Annotated in this window: 15 protein-coding genes; 6 read left to right on the top strand and 9 right to left on the bottom strand. The window is 33.9% G+C overall.

The genetic code is table 11. The features are described from left to right. Positions 1 to 6: 6 nt before the first annotated feature. The 7 genes from murD to mraZ form a co-directional block, all read right to left on the bottom strand. Positions 7 to 1,344, bottom strand: coding sequence for a UDP-N-acetylmuramoyl-L-alanine--D-glutamate ligase (gene murD / locus BUA46_RS12580; protein WP_019387921.1), 1,338 nt, complete (start codon positions 1,342 to 1,344; stop codon positions 7 to 9). Between the two features lie 42 nt (positions 1,345 to 1,386). After that, positions 1,387 to 2,628, bottom strand: a complete 1,242-nt coding sequence (mraY, locus tag BUA46_RS12575) for a phospho-N-acetylmuramoyl-pentapeptide-transferase (RefSeq protein ID WP_019387922.1) — start codon at positions 2,626 to 2,628, stop codon at positions 1,387 to 1,389. 42 nt (positions 2,629 to 2,670) lie between these two features. Next, complete coding sequence (locus BUA46_RS12570; RefSeq protein WP_019387923.1) at positions 2,671 to 4,134, bottom strand: UDP-N-acetylmuramoyl-L-alanyl-D-glutamate--2,6-diaminopimelate ligase; 1,464 nt, start codon at positions 4,132 to 4,134, stop codon at positions 2,671 to 2,673. After that, the gene (locus BUA46_RS12565) at positions 4,131 to 6,092 is read right to left on the bottom strand and encodes a penicillin-binding protein (RefSeq protein WP_019387924.1); all 1,962 of its coding nucleotides are present in this window, start codon (positions 6,090 to 6,092) and stop codon (positions 4,131 to 4,133) included. Before BUA46_RS12565 ends, BUA46_RS12570 begins: the two co-directional genes overlap by 4 nt. A 64-nt stretch (positions 6,093 to 6,156) precedes the next feature. Next, on the bottom strand, positions 6,157 to 6,474 hold the full coding sequence (locus BUA46_RS12560; RefSeq protein ID WP_019387925.1) for an FtsL-like putative cell division protein: 318 nt from the start codon (positions 6,472 to 6,474) through the stop codon (positions 6,157 to 6,159). After that, a complete protein-coding gene (gene rsmH, locus BUA46_RS12555; protein WP_072794756.1) occupies positions 6,475 to 7,383 on the bottom strand; it encodes a 16S rRNA (cytosine(1402)-N(4))-methyltransferase RsmH in 909 nt (302 codons plus the stop codon). Continuing rightward, the gene (gene mraZ, locus BUA46_RS12550; protein WP_019387927.1) at positions 7,358 to 7,828 is read right to left on the bottom strand and encodes a division/cell wall cluster transcriptional repressor MraZ; all 471 of its coding nucleotides are present in this window, start codon (positions 7,826 to 7,828) and stop codon (positions 7,358 to 7,360) included. Before mraZ ends, rsmH begins: the two co-directional genes overlap by 26 nt. 311 nt (positions 7,829 to 8,139) lie before the next feature. Here mraZ and BUA46_RS12545 point away from each other — a divergent pair, with 311 nt between their 5' ends. Together BUA46_RS12545 and yihA are read left to right on the top strand one after the other, a co-directional pair. Then, complete coding sequence (locus BUA46_RS12545; protein ID WP_019387928.1) at positions 8,140 to 8,907, top strand: alpha/beta fold hydrolase; 768 nt, start codon at positions 8,140 to 8,142, stop codon at positions 8,905 to 8,907. Positions 8,908 to 8,950: 43 nt separating this feature from the next. Then, positions 8,951 to 9,562: a ribosome biogenesis GTP-binding protein YihA/YsxC gene (gene yihA, locus BUA46_RS12540; protein WP_019387929.1), complete on the top strand. Its 612-nt coding sequence runs from the start codon at positions 8,951 to 8,953 to the stop codon at positions 9,560 to 9,562. Positions 9,563 to 9,605: 43 nt separating this feature from the next. On the opposite strand, the gene BUA46_RS12535 is transcribed toward yihA, so the two are convergent. Beyond that, positions 9,606 to 10,700 carry an ABC transporter permease gene (locus BUA46_RS12535; protein WP_019387930.1) on the bottom strand — a complete coding sequence of 365 codons (1,095 nt, stop codon included), beginning with the start codon at positions 10,698 to 10,700 and terminating at the stop codon, positions 9,606 to 9,608. An 8-nt stretch (positions 10,701 to 10,708) separates the two neighbouring features. Beyond that, positions 10,709 to 12,847: a carboxy terminal-processing peptidase gene (locus BUA46_RS12530; protein ID WP_035106402.1), complete on the bottom strand. Its 2,139-nt coding sequence runs from the start codon at positions 12,845 to 12,847 to the stop codon at positions 10,709 to 10,711. Positions 12,848 to 13,021: 174 nt separating this feature from the next. On the opposite strand from BUA46_RS12530, the gene surE reads away from it, so the two are divergent. The 4 genes from surE (at position 13,022) to BUA46_RS12510 (ending at position 15,848) form a co-directional block, all read left to right on the top strand. Beyond that, positions 13,022 to 13,792, top strand: coding sequence for a 5'/3'-nucleotidase SurE (surE, locus tag BUA46_RS12525; RefSeq protein ID WP_026010065.1), 771 nt, complete (start codon positions 13,022 to 13,024; stop codon positions 13,790 to 13,792). 19 nt (positions 13,793 to 13,811) lie between these two features. Beyond that, on the top strand, positions 13,812 to 14,093 hold the full coding sequence (locus BUA46_RS12520) for a hypothetical protein (protein ID WP_019387933.1): 282 nt from the start codon (positions 13,812 to 13,814) through the stop codon (positions 14,091 to 14,093). Positions 14,094 to 14,179: 86 nt separating this feature from the next. Next, on the top strand, positions 14,180 to 15,292 hold the full coding sequence (gene lpxB, locus BUA46_RS12515) for a lipid-A-disaccharide synthase (RefSeq protein ID WP_019387934.1): 1,113 nt from the start codon (positions 14,180 to 14,182) through the stop codon (positions 15,290 to 15,292). Between the two features lie 7 nt (positions 15,293 to 15,299). Further along, positions 15,300 to 15,848, top strand: a complete 549-nt coding sequence (locus tag BUA46_RS12510; protein WP_019387935.1) for a C40 family peptidase — start codon at positions 15,300 to 15,302, stop codon at positions 15,846 to 15,848. Positions 15,849 to 15,855: the final 7 nt, after the last annotated feature.

Genomic DNA, 15,855 nt, shown 5'->3' with positions numbered 1-15,855 from the left:
CTATAATTATAAGTTTCTTACTGCATTTTTAAATTGGCGACCGCGGTCCTCATAGTTTTCAAATAAATCAAAACTTGCACAAGCAGGAGATAGCAAAACGTTATCGCCAGCTTCTGCAATTTTATAAGCTATTTTCACAGCTTCACTCATAAATTGCGTTTCAATAATCACATCAACCATATTACCAAAAGTGTTCATTAGCTTCTCATTATCAACACCTAGACATATAATGGCTTTCACTTTTTCATTTATAAACGGAAATAACTCTTCATAATTATTTCCTTTATCGACACCCCCTACAATCCAAACCGTTGGAGCATCCATACTTTCAAGCGCATAATACGTTGCATTTACATTAGTGGCTTTTGAGTCGTTTATGTACTGCACTTTGTTGATTTTAAGCACCTGCTCTAAACGATGTTCGACACCTTGAAAATTCTCTAAACTTTCACGAATAGTTTGTTTTCTAATTTTTAGTAAATGTGCCACAGTGGAAGCTGCCATGGCATTTTTAATATTGTGCTTTCCTTCTAAAGTTATGTTTCCTGTTGGCATAATTATTTGATTGTTATTTATTGTTAGTTTTATGTTTTCTTTATCTAAATACGCGCCATTTTCAATAGTTTTTGTTAATGAAAATGGCAATAATTGGGATTGAACTGGGTTGTTTTTTAGATGATTTGTTATCACTTCATCATCGGCGTCATAAATCAAATAATCTTCTTTTGTTTGATTCAAGGCAATTCTAAATTTTGATTGGATATAATTTTCAAATTCATAATTATATCTATCTAAATGATCGGGTGTAATATTGAGTAATACGGCAATTTTAGGCTTGAAACCAATGATATCATCTAACTGAAAACTGCTTATTTCTAGCACGTAATTTTCATAATCATTTTCTAAAACCTGTTTTGCAAAACTATCTCCAATATTTCCTGCTAACCCTACATTTAATTCTTGTTTTAAAATATGATGCGTTAACGTTGCCGTGGTAGTTTTACCATTACTTCCTGTTATCCCAACAACTGTAGCATTTGTGAATTTAGACGCAAATTCAATTTCTGAAACGACTTGAATTCCTTTATCACGAATAGCTTTAACCAATGCAACTTTATCGGGAATGCCAGGGCTTTTCATGACGATATCAGCATTTAGAATTTTTGATTCTGTATGCGTTTCATCTTCCCATTCAATCTCATTATGTAAAAGAACTTGTTTGTAATTCTCTTTTATTTTTCCTTTATCTGAAACAAAAACATCATATCCATTCGCTTTTCCTAAAAGTGCTGTTCCAACACCACTTTCTCCCCCTCCTAATATGACTAATCGTTGTTTTTTCATTCTTTTTATGAAATGCTTTGGTTACACTCAGCATAACAAGTATTATCTAATTTTCAATGTTACAATTGAAAGGATTGCGAGCAATATGCCTACAATCCAAAAACGTGTAACTATTTTACTTTCGTGATATCCAGATTTTTGATAATGGTGATGCAATGGTGACATTTTAAAAATTCGTCGTCCTTCACCATACTTCTTTTTGGTGTATTTAAACCAACTTACCTGCATTACTACAGAAAGGTTTTCGGCTAAAAAGATGCCGCATAATACTGGAATTAACCATTCTTTTCTAACTGCAATAGCAATTACTGCTATAATTCCACCAATGGTTAAACTTCCCGTATCACCCATAAAGACCTGAGCAGGAAATGTGTTATACCATAAAAAACCAATTAATGCACCTACAAATGCCGTGATATAAATTGTAATTTCTTCAACTCTTGGTATATACATAATATTCAAATACTCTGAGAAAATTATGTTACCCGATACCCAGGCAAAAATCCCTAAAGTGAGCACAATTATTGCAGAAGTTCCAGCTGCCAACCCATCTATTCCATCGGTAAGATTTGCGCCGTTAGAAACTGCTGTAATTATAAAAATGGCAACCAAAATAAATACTATCCACGCGTATTTTTCAAGATTTGGGCTTATCCAAGTAATGACCATTGAATAATCAAACTCGTTTCCTTTAACAAAAGGAATGGTAGTTTTGGTGGATTTAACTTCATCTTTAAACAATTTAAAAGGCTCGATATCTGGATTTTCAGCCAACAACGCTCGCTGTTCTGCAATGGGCAGTTTTTCTTTCATCGTTACTTCAGGATGGAAAAACAAAGTTGCTCCAACAATAATTCCTAATCCTACTTGCCCTAAAACTTTAAAGCGCCCTTTAAGTCCTTCTTTATTTTTTTTAAACTTCTTAATGTAATCATCTATAAACCCTATAGTTCCCATCCATAATGTGGTTACTATGAGAAGAATGATATAAATGTTCTCTAATTTTGCCAATAACAGTACAGGAATAAGCGTAGCCAAAATGATAATTACACCACCCATAGTAGGTGTTCCTGCTTTTTCTTTCTGCCCTTCAAGCCCTAAATCTCTAATCGTTTCACCTACTTGTTGTCTTTGTAAAAAACGGATAATTCTTTTACCATAAATTGTAGAAATTAACAGCGACAAAATCATTGCCATTGCAGCTCTAAAGGTTAAAAACCCAAAAAGAGTAGCCCCTGGAAGTTGAAACTGCTGTTCTAAATATTCAAATAGGTAGTATAACATCTTATTATTTTTGAGATTCTTTGCTTAAGCTTAGAATGACATTTACTTCTGTAATTGTTTTAAAAGTTCTTTTACTATTTTAAGGTCATCAAAATCAAATCGCTCACCATTAATTTCTTGATAGGCTTCATGACCTTTTCCAGCAATTAATATGATATCGTTGGGTTGCGCCATTTGGCATGCTGCTTTTATGGCTTGCTTTCTGTCCGCAATGGTTAATGCCTTCTTGAAATTTTGGGGCTCTACTCCAGATTCAATTTCTTTTAAAATCTGATCAGGGTTTTCAGTTCTGGGATTATCATTTGTAAAAATGACTTTGGTACTTAAGGCCGTGGCGATATGTCCCATTTTTGGTCGTTTGGTTTTATCTCTGTCTCCACCGCAACCCACAACTGTTATTAACTCTTCGTTTTTAGTTCGAATGCTATTAATAGTTTCTAATACATTTTTTAAAGCATCAGGAGTATGAGCATAATCAACAATGGCGGTAATTTTATCACTTGATACCACGTACTGAAATCTTCCACTCACACTTTCTAAATCACTTATTAAGCGCAATATTTCAACTCGTTCTAACCCCAACAATTCAGCAGTAGCGTAAATAGCCAAAACATTGTAGGCATTAAAATTTCCAATAAGTCTTGTCCAAACTTCACTATCATTAACTTTGAGTAATAAGCCTCCAAATTGATTTTCTAAAATTTGAGTTTTGTAGTCTGCGTATTGCTTTAAAGCATAGGTATATTTTTTAGCTCTTGTATTCTGCAACATCACTAAACCGTTCTTATCATCGACATTAGATAACGCAAATGCATTACTAGGAAGCTCATCAAAAAACTTCTTTTTAACATCGCGATATTCAGCAAATGTGCTGTGATAATCCAAATGATCATGGGTAAGATTTGTGAAGATTCCACCTTCAAAATGCAAACCTTCGGTTCTATATTGATGAATGCCATGAGAACTCACTTCCATAAAGCAAAATTCTACACCTTCATCATTCATTTCTCTTAAATACTTATTTATGGTTAAAGAATCTGGAGTAGTATGAGTTGCCTTATACTCAGTTTCATCTACCATAATTTTCACAGTTGAGAGCAACCCAACTTTATATCCTGCTTTTTTAAATAATTGATACAGCAAGCTTGTTACTGTAGTTTTTCCATTTGTACCTGTAACACCAACTAGCCTTAAATTCTCTGAAGGGTTTTCATAGTAATTTGATGCCATTACCGCTAATGCTTTACTGGTATTATCAACTTCTATATAGGTAATACTATCTACCAATTTTTCTGGAATCGCTTCACAAACTACACTAGTGGCACCATTTTTTATTGCTTTATCAATATACTCATGACCATCTGTGATTGAACCTCGAATTGCCACAAACAAACTGCCCTTTATTATTTTTCTAGAGTCGAATTCTATAGTAGACAACTCGACACTAGTCGAACCAACGACAGCGTTTAAAGTAACCTTATATAATATGTCTTTTAAAACTTTCATGAGGCTCTTAAGACTATAGTTTGATTGTTTTTTAATTTTGTGTTCTTATTGATTGATTGCGCCTTAACAACACCGCTACCTTCTAATTTTACAGCAACATTTACTTGCATATTTTCTAACAATGCTAAGGCATCCATTGCTGGCATACCAACAACATTTGGCATAATTGTTTTATAAGTTTGCGCTGTTTTATAATAGCTTTCATAATCTTCTTCAACTGAACCAATTTGAACTTCTAAAGATTCTATCTCATCAATTAATGGTGTATCTGTGTAGATTTTTTGCGCGACTCTTTTAAACACAGGACCAGAAACATCGGCACCATAATACCCAACGCTCTTATCAGGCTCATGAATAACTACAATGCAAGAATATTTTGGGTTTTCAGCAGGGAAATATCCAGCAAAAGACGAGATGTAGTTAAGCTTTTCCTTATCTCTATAATTTTTTTGACAAGTACCTGTTTTTCCTGCCATCGAAAAGTTTTCAGAATACAACCTGTGGCCTGTTCCATGTTTCTTTTCAACAACATTTTTGAGCAATGTTTGCAATTTAGCGATGGTTTCTTTAGAGCATATTTGTTTGTTGATTACCTCTTTATTAAAAGGCTCAATAACTTTATCAAACTCTTTAACCTCTTTTAAAAACCTAGGTTTAACCATAACTCCATCATTCGCAATGGCATTATAAAACGTAAGGGTTTGTAATGGGGTAAACTGAACGCCATAACCATAAGCCATCCACTGCAAAGCAATACCGCTCCAACGCCCATTTTTTACCCTAGGATCTGGAATTATAGGTTCTGGCTCACCAATTAAAGGGAGATTTAAGTTGTCTTGAAGATTCATTTCATACAATCTATCAACAAACTTTTCTGGCTGTTTTCTGTAGGCTTTATCTATTACTTTAACAATACCAGTGTTTGATGACACCTCAAAAGCTTTGGCAACACTAATTTTTCCGTAGCCACCATGTTTAGAATCTCGAACTGATTTTCCATAATATTTTACAATGCCTTTCTCTGTATCCACTACATCACTGGTATCAGCAAGTTTGTCTTCAAAAACTGCGGCAAGCGCCATAAGTTTAAATGTAGAACCTGACTCATGACTTTCACCTACAGCGTAATTTAAACGCTCATAATAATGTCCGTTTTTATTTCTTCCAAGGTTTGAAATGGCACGAATTTCGCCCGTTTTAGTTTCCATTACTACAACACAGCCATGGTCTGCTTTGTATTTTTCTAATTGTTCCAGCAATGAGTGATGCGCTATATCTTGAATGTTAACATCAATGGTTGTATAAACATCATACCCATCTTTTGGCTCAATTTCATTGGCATCACTTAAAGGTTTCCACTGCCCTTTCCCTATTTGTTGTTTTTTACGTTGCCCGTCGACACCTCGTAAATATTTCACTCCAAAAGCACCGTCAATTCCAGGTCTAGTCACATTTCCATTATCATCAATTCGCTCGTAACCAATTGTTCTTTGAGCGATACCACCCATAGGATGTTCACGCTTTGTAGTTTGCTCTACTATTAAACCACCCTTAAAAGCACCGAGGTTTAATAATGGAAAATTTCTTAATCGGATATAATCTGAATACCCAATATTTCTAGCCAATAAAAAATATCTGTTTTTATTTGCACGTGCCCGTCTCACATCCTTTTCTATTTGATTAGAGGATTTACCTGTAAATTTTGAAAGAGAATCGCAAAGCGTCTTGATGTGTTTTTCGAAAGTTTTTGATGAAGGGGTAAGTGCATCTAAACGAATATCGTATTTAGGGATTGACGTGGCTAATAAATTGCCGTTAACCGAATACACATTTCCTCTGTTGGCAGGAATAATAACATTTTTTACAACACGCTCTGTGGCTTTAGCTCTATAAACATCTCCTTGAAGAAACTGGATACTTAATAATTTAAACACCACAGCAAGACCGAAGATGAACATACATCCAGCTATAAAATACAAACGGTTTAATATGTTTCTCTCGTTTACTGCCAAGGGTGCGTTATCAATTTTGCTTTTTAACTTTTATTTTTTTTGGCGGAATTACGGAGGGCGCCAACCCTTTTTCTTTCATTACAGCTATAACATGCGACTCCATTTTAAGTCTCATAAGTTTTGAACGCCCATCAACAAAAGCCGATCGCATTTCTTTAACTTCATTTTTTAACCTGGCTATTTCGTAAACTTTCTTATCTGCACTATGCGAGCTAGCAATCATGATTATTGCAAGACCTGAAATAAATATTATGAAACGCCAGTTTCTAAATGAATCATCACTAACTAAAAAAGTCCCTTTTAATATGTTATAGATATTCTTCTTCATTTATAATTTCTCAGCAATTCTCAGTTTCGCACTTCTTGCCCTGTTATTAATTTTTATTTCTTCTGCCGTTGGTACAATTAACCCATTTACTTTTTTAAGTGGCACTTCAAAATTGCCATACATATCGCGCTCTGGCTCACCACTAAACATACCGTTTCTTATAAATCGTTTCACCAATCGATCTTCAAGAGAATGATAGGATATCAAACTTAAACGACCTCCTGGTTTCAACACTTCTGGAGTTTGCATCAAAAACTCCTTTAAAACCTCAATTTCTTGATTGACCTCTATTCTAATAGCTTGATAAATCTGGGCCAACACTTTATTTTCAAAACGCGGTGGCAAAAACTTTTTAAGCACTGCTTTTAATTGTTCGCTTGTTACAATCGGCTGTTTTGCTCTGCTCTCAACAATTAATTTTGCCATGGCAGGAGCTGCACGCAACTCACCGTACTGCAATAACACTTGCTTTATTTGTTCTTCATCATATTCATTAACCACATGAAATGCAGAAAGTTCGCTAGCCTGATTCATTCGCATATCCAAATCTGCTTCAAAACGTGTTGAAAAACCTCGTTCTGCCACATCAAATTGATGAGATGACACTCCAAAATCCGCCAAAATTCCATCAACTTGCCTCACACCATGAAACCTTAAAAACCGTTTTAGAAATCTAAAATTTTCATGAATTAGCGTAAACCTATCATCATCAATTGTATTTTTAAGAGCGTCCGAATCTTGATCAAAAGCATATAGCTTTCCTTTATCACCAAGTCGTTTTAATATTTCTTTACTATGTCCACCACCACCGAAAGTGACATCTACATAAATACCATCTGGACTTATATTCAGCCCATCAACAGTTTCTTTTAAGAGCACAGGATTATGATATTCCATGGTCGTCATCATCTTGTCCCATTACCTCTTCAGCCAAATCAGCAAAATCTAATGCTGCATCATCAATAGCTTGTTCGTATAAATCTTTATCCCAAATTTCAATAATGTTAATAGCCGAAGCCACTACAATATTTTTTGAAATATTAGCAAACACTGTTAAATCTTTTGGAATCAATAACCTGCCATTCACATCAACTTCAACCATTTTTGCACCGGCAGTAAACCTTCTTATGAAATCGTTATTCTTCTTTTTAAACTTATTAAGCTTATTCATCTTCTGCATCAACACCTGCCATTCACCCATCGGGTATAGCTCTAAACATTTTTGAAACACCGAACGACGCAGCACAAAACCATCCTGCAAAACAGCAGAAAGTTGCTTTTTGATAGACGCAGGCATCATTAATCTGCCTTTAGCATCCACTTTACAATCGTATGTTCCTGTAATTAAATCCAAAGAAGGTTTGTTGACTTTTAAACGATTAAGTGTCAAATATATTGAAAAATATCCCACATTATACCACTTAATACCACTTTGTTAATAAATTTTTGATGAAAGTTGTTTTTTATCCGATTTATAAATCAAAAACCACATGTTGAGACTACTTGAATATTTTATATGTATTACTACTTTTCCGTCTTAACATAGTTGATATTTTAATTTTGAAATGATCATCATTCACTTTTTTTCTCGAAAACAATTATTATGGTGGAATTATGAATGAAATACCTATATTTGTTTTTAACGAATGAATGACTAACCGATTAATGACGCATCGTTTAAAAAAAGAACAAAACTATAGCTATATAGAAGCAGGTGAAGGGACAACAATCATTGTATTACATGGCCTTATGGGAGGTTTAAGTAATTTTGATGCAGTTACTCAATATTTTAGTAATAAGGGTTATAAAGTAATTATACCCGAACTACCACTTTACACACTGTCTTTATTAAAAACAAACGTGAAGCATTTTGCAAAATATTTGCACGACTTTATTGAGTTTAAAGGCTATAAAGAAGTGATTCTATTAGGGAATTCTTTAGGAGGGCACATTGGTTTGTACCACACCAAACTATTTCCAGAAAGCGTTAAAGCACTTATCATTACTGGCAGTTCTGGATTGTATGAAAACGCTATGGGTGGAGGTTACACCAAACGAAGCGATTATGAAGTCATTAAGAAGAAGGCGCAAGATGTTTTTTACGATCCTGCTATAGCCACAAAAGAAATAGTTGATGAAGTTTATGAAACTGTAAACGACCGAAATAAGCTTATAAAAACATTAGCCATTGCAAAAAGTGCCATTAGGCATAATATGTCTAAAGACTTACCAACAATCAAAACACCAACATGCATTATCTGGGGTAAAAATGATACAGTAACACCACCTGAAGTTGCGGTAGAATTTAATGAACTTTTACCGGATTCGGAATTGTTTTGGATTGATAAATGTGGACACGCCGCTATGATGGAACACCCAAAGGAATTTAATGAAATTCTCGACTCTTGGTTGCAAAAAAGAGCAATTCATTAGATTTACAAATTAAGATATTCCAAATCCGAAACTCAAAACGTATATGCACATTAAATCTGCCGAATTTGTTATGAGCAACTCTGATGTTGCAAAATGCCCTAAAAGCAGACTACCCGAATACGCTTTTATAGGACGAAGCAATGTTGGAAAATCTTCTTTGATTAACATGCTTACCAGCCGAAAAAGTTTAGCTAAAACATCTGGCAGACCTGGTAAAACTCAGCTTATCAATCATTTTTTAATTAATAAAAATTGGCACTTGGTAGATTTACCTGGGTATGGTTATGCACGTGTATCTAAAAGTTCTAAAAAAGTATTTCAAAAATTTATTACCGAGTATTTTTCTCTCCGCGAACAGCTTGTAACGGCATTTGTTCTAGTGGATATAAGACACACACCTCAACCCATAGATTTAGAATTTATGCAGTGGCTCGGGGAAAATGGCATTCCTTTTTCTATCATTTTTACAAAAGCTGACAAATTGAAACCTAATGCTATTATAAGACATGTTGAAGATTACAAATCTGTACTTTTAGAAACTTGGGAAGACATGCCAAATTACTTTATCACCTCCTCTTCTAAAGATATTGGGAAAGATGATGTTTTAAATTATATTGATTCGTTGAATGAAAACATGCAAATAGATTCTAATTAATTTTATGATCTAAACTCAAATTAAATTGAGCTTCTCTTCTACCTTAGCTTTTCACATCAAAAGCATCTCTTAACGCATTTCCAATGAGCATAAATGCCATAACCAAACTCATTATACAAAGTCCTGGTATAACGGCTAAATAAGGTTTTCCAAGTATAATATAATTATAATGATCTTTTATCATAGCACCCCAACTAGCCATTGGTGGTTGGGCACCAATACCTAAAAAACTGAGTCCGCTTTCTATTAAAATAGCAGCGGCAAAATTAGCCGCTGAAATAACAATTACTGGCGCCATTATATTAGGTAAAATATGCTTCGTTATAATTCTAAAATCATTATATCCCAACGCTCTTGCGGCCGTTACATATTGCATTTCTTTGGTGCTTATAATTTGCCCACGAACCACTCTTGCGACCTCCACCCACATTGTTAAACCAACAGCAATAAAAACTTGCCAAAAGCCTTTACCTAAAGCTAGCGTTATAGCAATTACCAATAAAAGCGTAGGTATAGACCATGTAACATTGATAATCCACATGATTAGGGCATCAATTTTTCCTCCAAAGTAACCCGCAATACTTCCCAAGGTTACACCAATAATTAGGGAAATGAGAACCGCGACAAATCCTATAAAAAAAGAAATTCTTGCGCCTACTAATACACGGCTTAATAAATCTCTACCATATTTATCTGTTCCGAAAAGAAAAGTCTTATGCTCTATATATTCTTTAGGGGAGTTATTGGGAAAAATATTTAGTTTAAGCTCTTTTTCAGCACCTTGCAATCCATCAGAGGCAAATTCTTTATAAACTAATTCATCTTCTGTGATAGTATATTCTGAAATAGGAACTTCCGTATTTGTATTTTTCCTTCCAAAAAAAACCCTATCAATTAGGCTTTGGTTCATTGTGATTTTTGATGGAATGGTTAGCATTTGAACCTTAAAACCAGGCTGTTTTGAATGAATTGCTAAATGCATTTGGTTGGCATATTGCGAATTGTCTGGAGCGAACACATATGCAAAAATTGAAATCAACCCCACCAACGCAATGAAGTAAAAACTTAAAACGCCCCAAAAGTTCTTTTTAAACTTTTGGAGCGCTAATTGTTTTAGTGAGTTTGTTTTTTGACTCATAAACTAAATTATTTCTGTACCGTGGATGCTACTTTTTTAATTGGATAAGCGGTTTTTAAATCTTCTAAAACGTTTAAAGCTTCTTCTACATAAACATCTTTACTTAAACTTTCATGCCAGCGCTTGCGTTTTTCTTTTAAATCTGTAGTATCCTGAGCAATGAGTTGCTTTTCAAATCTAGTAGAATCAAAAGTTAAATCAGAATTATAATTTGTAATAGCATCGTACTTTTTAGATTCAAGTTCATTTGCTTCAACTTGCGCTTTATATGTTTGATAATTTAATGAGAAAACCGTCTCATCAATTTTACTTTTTACCCATTTGGCGTTTTCTTCAATAAGCTTTAATTGTTCATTATTACTCATACGTTGCTTACTTTTAGTAATTGTAGCATCATAATCAAAGTAGTATTCCCATGGTGTGTAATCCGCAGCATCTATTTCATCATAAGGCAATGGATTTTCTTTGTCTTTTTCACCTACATCAATAAAACTAAATCTACCTGGAACTGTAATATCGCTTTTAACGCCCTCCAATTGAACCGATCCTCCATTAATTCTGTAATACTTCTGTCTTGTAAGGGCTAAAGCTCCTAAATCGCCGCTAGTATTTGTTCTAATCATGTTATTTAAATTAATAACATTTTGCACTGTACCTTTTCCATATGTTTGCTTACTTCCTATAATGATTGCACGCTTATAATCTTGCATTGCAGCAGCCAAAATCTCGGATGCCGAAGCTGAAATTTCGTTAACTAAAATTACTAACGGACCATCCCAAACAATAGATTTATCTCTGTCCTTTAAAACTTCTTTTGGCTCGTTTGTAGAACGCACCTGTACGATAGGGCCATCTTTAATAAATAAACCAGCCATATCTACAACTGTTGGCAAAGAACCTCCACCATTATTGCGTAAATCGAGCACCAATCCTTCCATGCCTTCTTCTTTTAATCGCTCAATTTCATGCTTTACATCTTTAGCGGCATTAATATTTTTGTAGTCTTCAAAATCAACATAAAAAGCTGGCAAATCTATAATTCCAAACTTTTTACCATCCTTTTCAACTATTGATGATTTCGCATAAGTATCAAATACCTCCACAACATCTCTGGTTATGGTTACATCTTTAATAGTGCCATCAACTTTCTTTACGGTTAGTGTTACTTTTGTCCCTTTAGGGCCTTTTATATATTTAATAGCATCATTTATTCGCATTCCAACAATGTCTACTGGAAACTGTTCATCTTCTTGTTTTACTTTTAAAATCACATCTTCAACTTCAAGCTCTTTATTTCTCCACGCTGGACCACCTGATATTAATTCTACAATTTTTATATAATCCATTCGCTTCTGAAGTCTTGCACCAATGCCTTCTAATTTACCAGACATACGCTGATCAAAATCTTCTTTACCTTTTGGGGCTAGATAGTAAGTATGAGGATCAAACTCTTCAACAATTGTATTTACATATAAAGCGAACCAATCTTCACGTTTTTGATCGTCAATATAATCTTCAAAATAAATATTTATAGATCTTAATGTAGCCTCTCTTGCCTCTTTCTCGATTTGCTCGATTGATTTCATAATGTAAGAAGGGTCCTTTTCTTTAAGCCTTTTTTCTTCGTCTAAAATATCATCATAATTAGAAAGTGTAGAAAACTTTAATTGTTTTCTCCATCGATCCTTCATCTCTTTTTTATTTTTTACAAAATCAGTGTTTTCGTAATTAGTATCAAAACTCTCATCGAGAGCGTAATCAAAGGGTTGAGACAAAATCTCCTTATATATCTCTTTTGATTCTTCAATTCGTTTTAGGAAACGATCATGAACGACATTAAAAAACGTAATGTCTGTAACTTTTAATTGATCATCAATAATGTGCTTAAATTTTGCAAAATCTTCGTAATCAGACTTATAAAAATATCGTTTTACTGGGTCCATCACCTCAACGAAATCCTCAAATAATTCCTCTGAAAAAGCGTCATCTATAGCGATAGGATCAAAATGACCTTGTTCAATTACAAACGTAATTATTTGAATTAACAATTTATCTTTATCTGGATTACTGAATTTTTTTGATGTGAAGCTACACGACGCAAAAGCTAGCAAAAGCAACAGCGATAGCACTTTATAATTCCTTTTCATAATATTTTTCATGTTTAAATCTTTTTTGCTTCTAGTAAGCACAGCATAATTTTCACTAAAATAAAGAAAAAACCATGCCAATTATGGGAATCGTTATTAATTTTTTGTTAAACCAAAGAATTTAACCATTTACTAACGAAATTACGTATTTTAGCGATGATTTTTAACAAAAATATGAGCAAAAAGCCACTTATACTTGTAACGAATGATGACGGTATTAATGCCCCAGGAATCAGGACGTTAATTACTGTAATGAAGACTATTGGTGATGTTGTAGTTGTTGCTCCAGATTCCCCTCAAAGTGGTATGGGGCATGCCATTACTTTAAATGCCACATTGTATGCCACAGAAGTAAATATTGACAACGGACCTCAAAAAGAATTTAGTTGTTCAGGAACTCCTGCCGATTGTGTTAAATTGGCAATTCGAGAAATTCTAGGCAGAACACCAGATCTTTGTGTTTCTGGAATAAATCACGGTTCGAATGCATCGATAAATGTGATATATTCGGGCACTATGAGTGCTGCTATTGAAGCTGGAATTGAAGGCATACCTGCCATAGGTTTTTCGTTATTAGATTACAGTTGGGATGCTAACTTTGAAGCCTCTAAGTCTTTTGTAAAAAAAATAACAGAACAAGTTTTGGAGCATGGATTACCTAACGGTGTTGTTTTAAATGTTAATATTCCAAACATCGAAGAAAAGGAAATTAAAGGAATTAAAGTATGTAGACAAGCCAGAGCAAATTGGGTTGAAGAATTTGATAAACGCAAAACCCCTCAAGGAAAAGATTACTACTGGCTTACTGGAAAGTTTGTAAATTTAGATGGTGGTGAAGATACTGATGAATGGGCACTTGAAAACGGTTATATCTCGTTAGTTCCTGCACAATTTGATTTAACCGCACATTACTTTTTAAAGGATTTAAATAACTGGAATTTATAAAAACAGAAATATATAATTAATGAAGAAAGATATTTTTATTGGTATGTTAGTAGGACTTATTGCAAATGCTATAGGTTTATTTATTGCATCTAATTTATTGGGAAAGGGCGATGATTTTACGGACGTAATTAAAGCCGCCGCTCAAGAAGGATTTTTAGGGAAACTCATTAGTCTTGGAGCTATCTTAAACTTAATCGCGTTCTTTATTTTTATTAAAAAAAAGCAAGATTATAGAGCAAGAGGTGTGCTGTTAATAACTGTATTTATTGCTGTTTTTACCTTTGTTTTTAAACTCTTTTAATTTCTTTTCCCTCGAGCGCAGACGAGAGGATATTACTAAAAATTGATTAGAAAGGTTTGGACTGCGCATAACCTGTTCACTGAAAAATGAAATATTACATTATTGCTGGAGAAGCATCAGGTGATTTACATGGATCCAATCTTATATCCGCATTAAAAAAACTAGATACTAATGCAGATATTCGATTTTGGGGTGGCGACCTTATGGAGCAAGCTGGCGGAACCTTAGTAAAACACTATAAAGAACGAGCATTTATGGGTTTTGCTGAAGTTTTAATGAACCTCAACAAGATTTTTAAAGATATTTCATTTTGTAAATCTGATATTGAAAATTTTAATCCTGATGGTATCGTTTTTATTGACAATTCAGGTTTTAATTTACGTATAGCGAAATGGGCAAAACAAAAAGGCTTTAGAACCAATTATTACATTTCACCTCAAGTTTGGGCTTCAAGAGCGAGCAGAGTAAAAGCCATAAAGCGAGATATTGATGCCATGTTTGTTATACTTCCTTTTGTTAAACCTTTCTATAAAAAACATGGGTATGAAGTTACCTTTGTGGGGCATCCTTTAATTGATGCTATCGCAAATAGAAATCAGGTAAATGAACTTAATTTTAGAAAAGACAATAATCTTGGAGACAAACCAATTATTGCCTTACTACCTGGTAGTAGAAAGCAAGAAATAACAAAAATGCTCTCAGTTATGCTGAGCTTAATAGATGATTATCCAGACTATCAATTTGTTATTGCAGGCGCACCGAGTCAAGATTTCAGTTTTTACCAACAATTTATAAAATCGACCAATGTAAAATTCATCGAAAATAAAACTTATGATTTATTGAGTATCTCTTATGCAGCTCTAGTTACATCGGGAACTGCAACCCTTGAAACTGCTCTCTTTAAAGTGCCTCAAGTAGTCTGTTATAAAGGAAGTACAATCTCGTACCAAATTGCTAAACGGATAATAACCCTTAAGTTTATTTCGTTAGTAAATTTAATAATGGACAAAGAAGTAGTTACAGAACTGATACAAAATGAATTCAATAAAAAACGATTGAAGGAAGAACTAGACCATATATTGGATTCTGAATATCGTAAACAACTATTTTTAGCCTATTACGAATTAGAAAAGACTTTGGGCGGAAAAGGCGCCAGCGAAAAAACAGCTCGTTTAATATACGAAGCTATAAAAACTTAATAATGAGATGAGAATAGTCGTAATTTGTCTTCTTCTAATTTTAAGTTTTGGCAGTTGTAAATCTTCTAAACGTGCTAAAGACAGAAAAACTTCAAGCACAAAAATAATCACGAAAAAGAGCAAAACAGAACGTAACCAACCTGTTGTTACTAGTTCAGTTGAAAATAGGACTAAAGCGGACGATATTATTAAATATGCAAAACAGTTTGAAGGCACACGTTATAAATGGGGAGGCACAACTAAATCTGGAATGGATTGCTCTGGTTTGATATATGAATCATTCAAATCTAATAATATTATCCTACCAAGGATGTCTCGAGACATGGCAAAAAGAGGAGGGAAAATTTCTTTAAAAGATGTTTCTGCTGGTGATTTATTATTTTTTAAAACAGGTAAGAATCGAAGAAATTCAATCAATCATGTCGGTCTTATAATTGCCATAAAAAACAACGATATCGAATTTATTCATGCTACTACAAGCCAAGGTGTAACCATATCTAGACTCAATGAAAATTATTGGCTTAACGCTTTTCATGAAGCTAGACGTATCTTATAAGATTATT

This window comes from Algibacter luteus, assembly GCF_900141715.1.
GTDB classification, from domain to species: Bacteria; Bacteroidota; Bacteroidia; order Flavobacteriales; family Flavobacteriaceae; genus Arenitalea; species Arenitalea lutea.
The sequence above is the reverse complement of the archived record's forward strand: the minus strand, read 5'-3'. Positions and strand labels throughout refer to the sequence as shown.

Bases quoted from the DNA above. Each gene is read 5' to 3' on its own strand.
- murD (WP_019387921.1), bottom strand. From the start codon at position 1,344: ATGAAAAAACAACGATTAGTCATATTAGGAGGGGGAGAAAGTGGTGTT.
- mraY (WP_019387922.1), bottom strand. From the start codon at position 2,628: ATGTTATACTACCTATTTGAATATTTAGAACAGCAGTTTCAACTTCCA.
- BUA46_RS12570 (WP_019387923.1), bottom strand. From the start codon at position 4,134: ATGAAAGTTTTAAAAGACATATTATATAAGGTTACTTTAAACGCTGTC.
- BUA46_RS12565 (WP_019387924.1), bottom strand. From the start codon at position 6,092: ATGTTCATCTTCGGTCTTGCTGTGGTGTTTAAATTATTAAGTATCCAG.
- BUA46_RS12560 (WP_019387925.1), bottom strand. From the start codon at position 6,474: ATGAAGAAGAATATCTATAACATATTAAAAGGGACTTTTTTAGTTAGT.
- rsmH (WP_072794756.1), bottom strand. From the start codon at position 7,383: ATGATGACGACCATGGAATATCATAATCCTGTGCTCTTAAAAGAAACT.
- BUA46_RS12545 (WP_019387928.1), top strand. From the start codon at position 8,140: ATGACGCATCGTTTAAAAAAAGAACAAAACTATAGCTATATAGAAGCA.
- yihA (WP_019387929.1), top strand. From the start codon at position 8,951: ATGCACATTAAATCTGCCGAATTTGTTATGAGCAACTCTGATGTTGCA.
- BUA46_RS12535 (WP_019387930.1), bottom strand. From the start codon at position 10,700: ATGAGTCAAAAAACAAACTCACTAAAACAATTAGCGCTCCAAAAGTTT.
- BUA46_RS12530 (WP_035106402.1), bottom strand. From the start codon at position 12,847: ATGAAAAGGAATTATAAAGTGCTATCGCTGTTGCTTTTGCTAGCTTTT.
- surE (WP_026010065.1), top strand. From the start codon at position 13,022: ATGAGCAAAAAGCCACTTATACTTGTAACGAATGATGACGGTATTAAT.
- BUA46_RS12520 (WP_019387933.1), top strand. From the start codon at position 13,812: ATGAAGAAAGATATTTTTATTGGTATGTTAGTAGGACTTATTGCAAAT.
- lpxB (WP_019387934.1), top strand. From the start codon at position 14,180: ATGAAATATTACATTATTGCTGGAGAAGCATCAGGTGATTTACATGGA.
- BUA46_RS12510 (WP_019387935.1), top strand. From the start codon at position 15,300: ATGAGAATAGTCGTAATTTGTCTTCTTCTAATTTTAAGTTTTGGCAGT.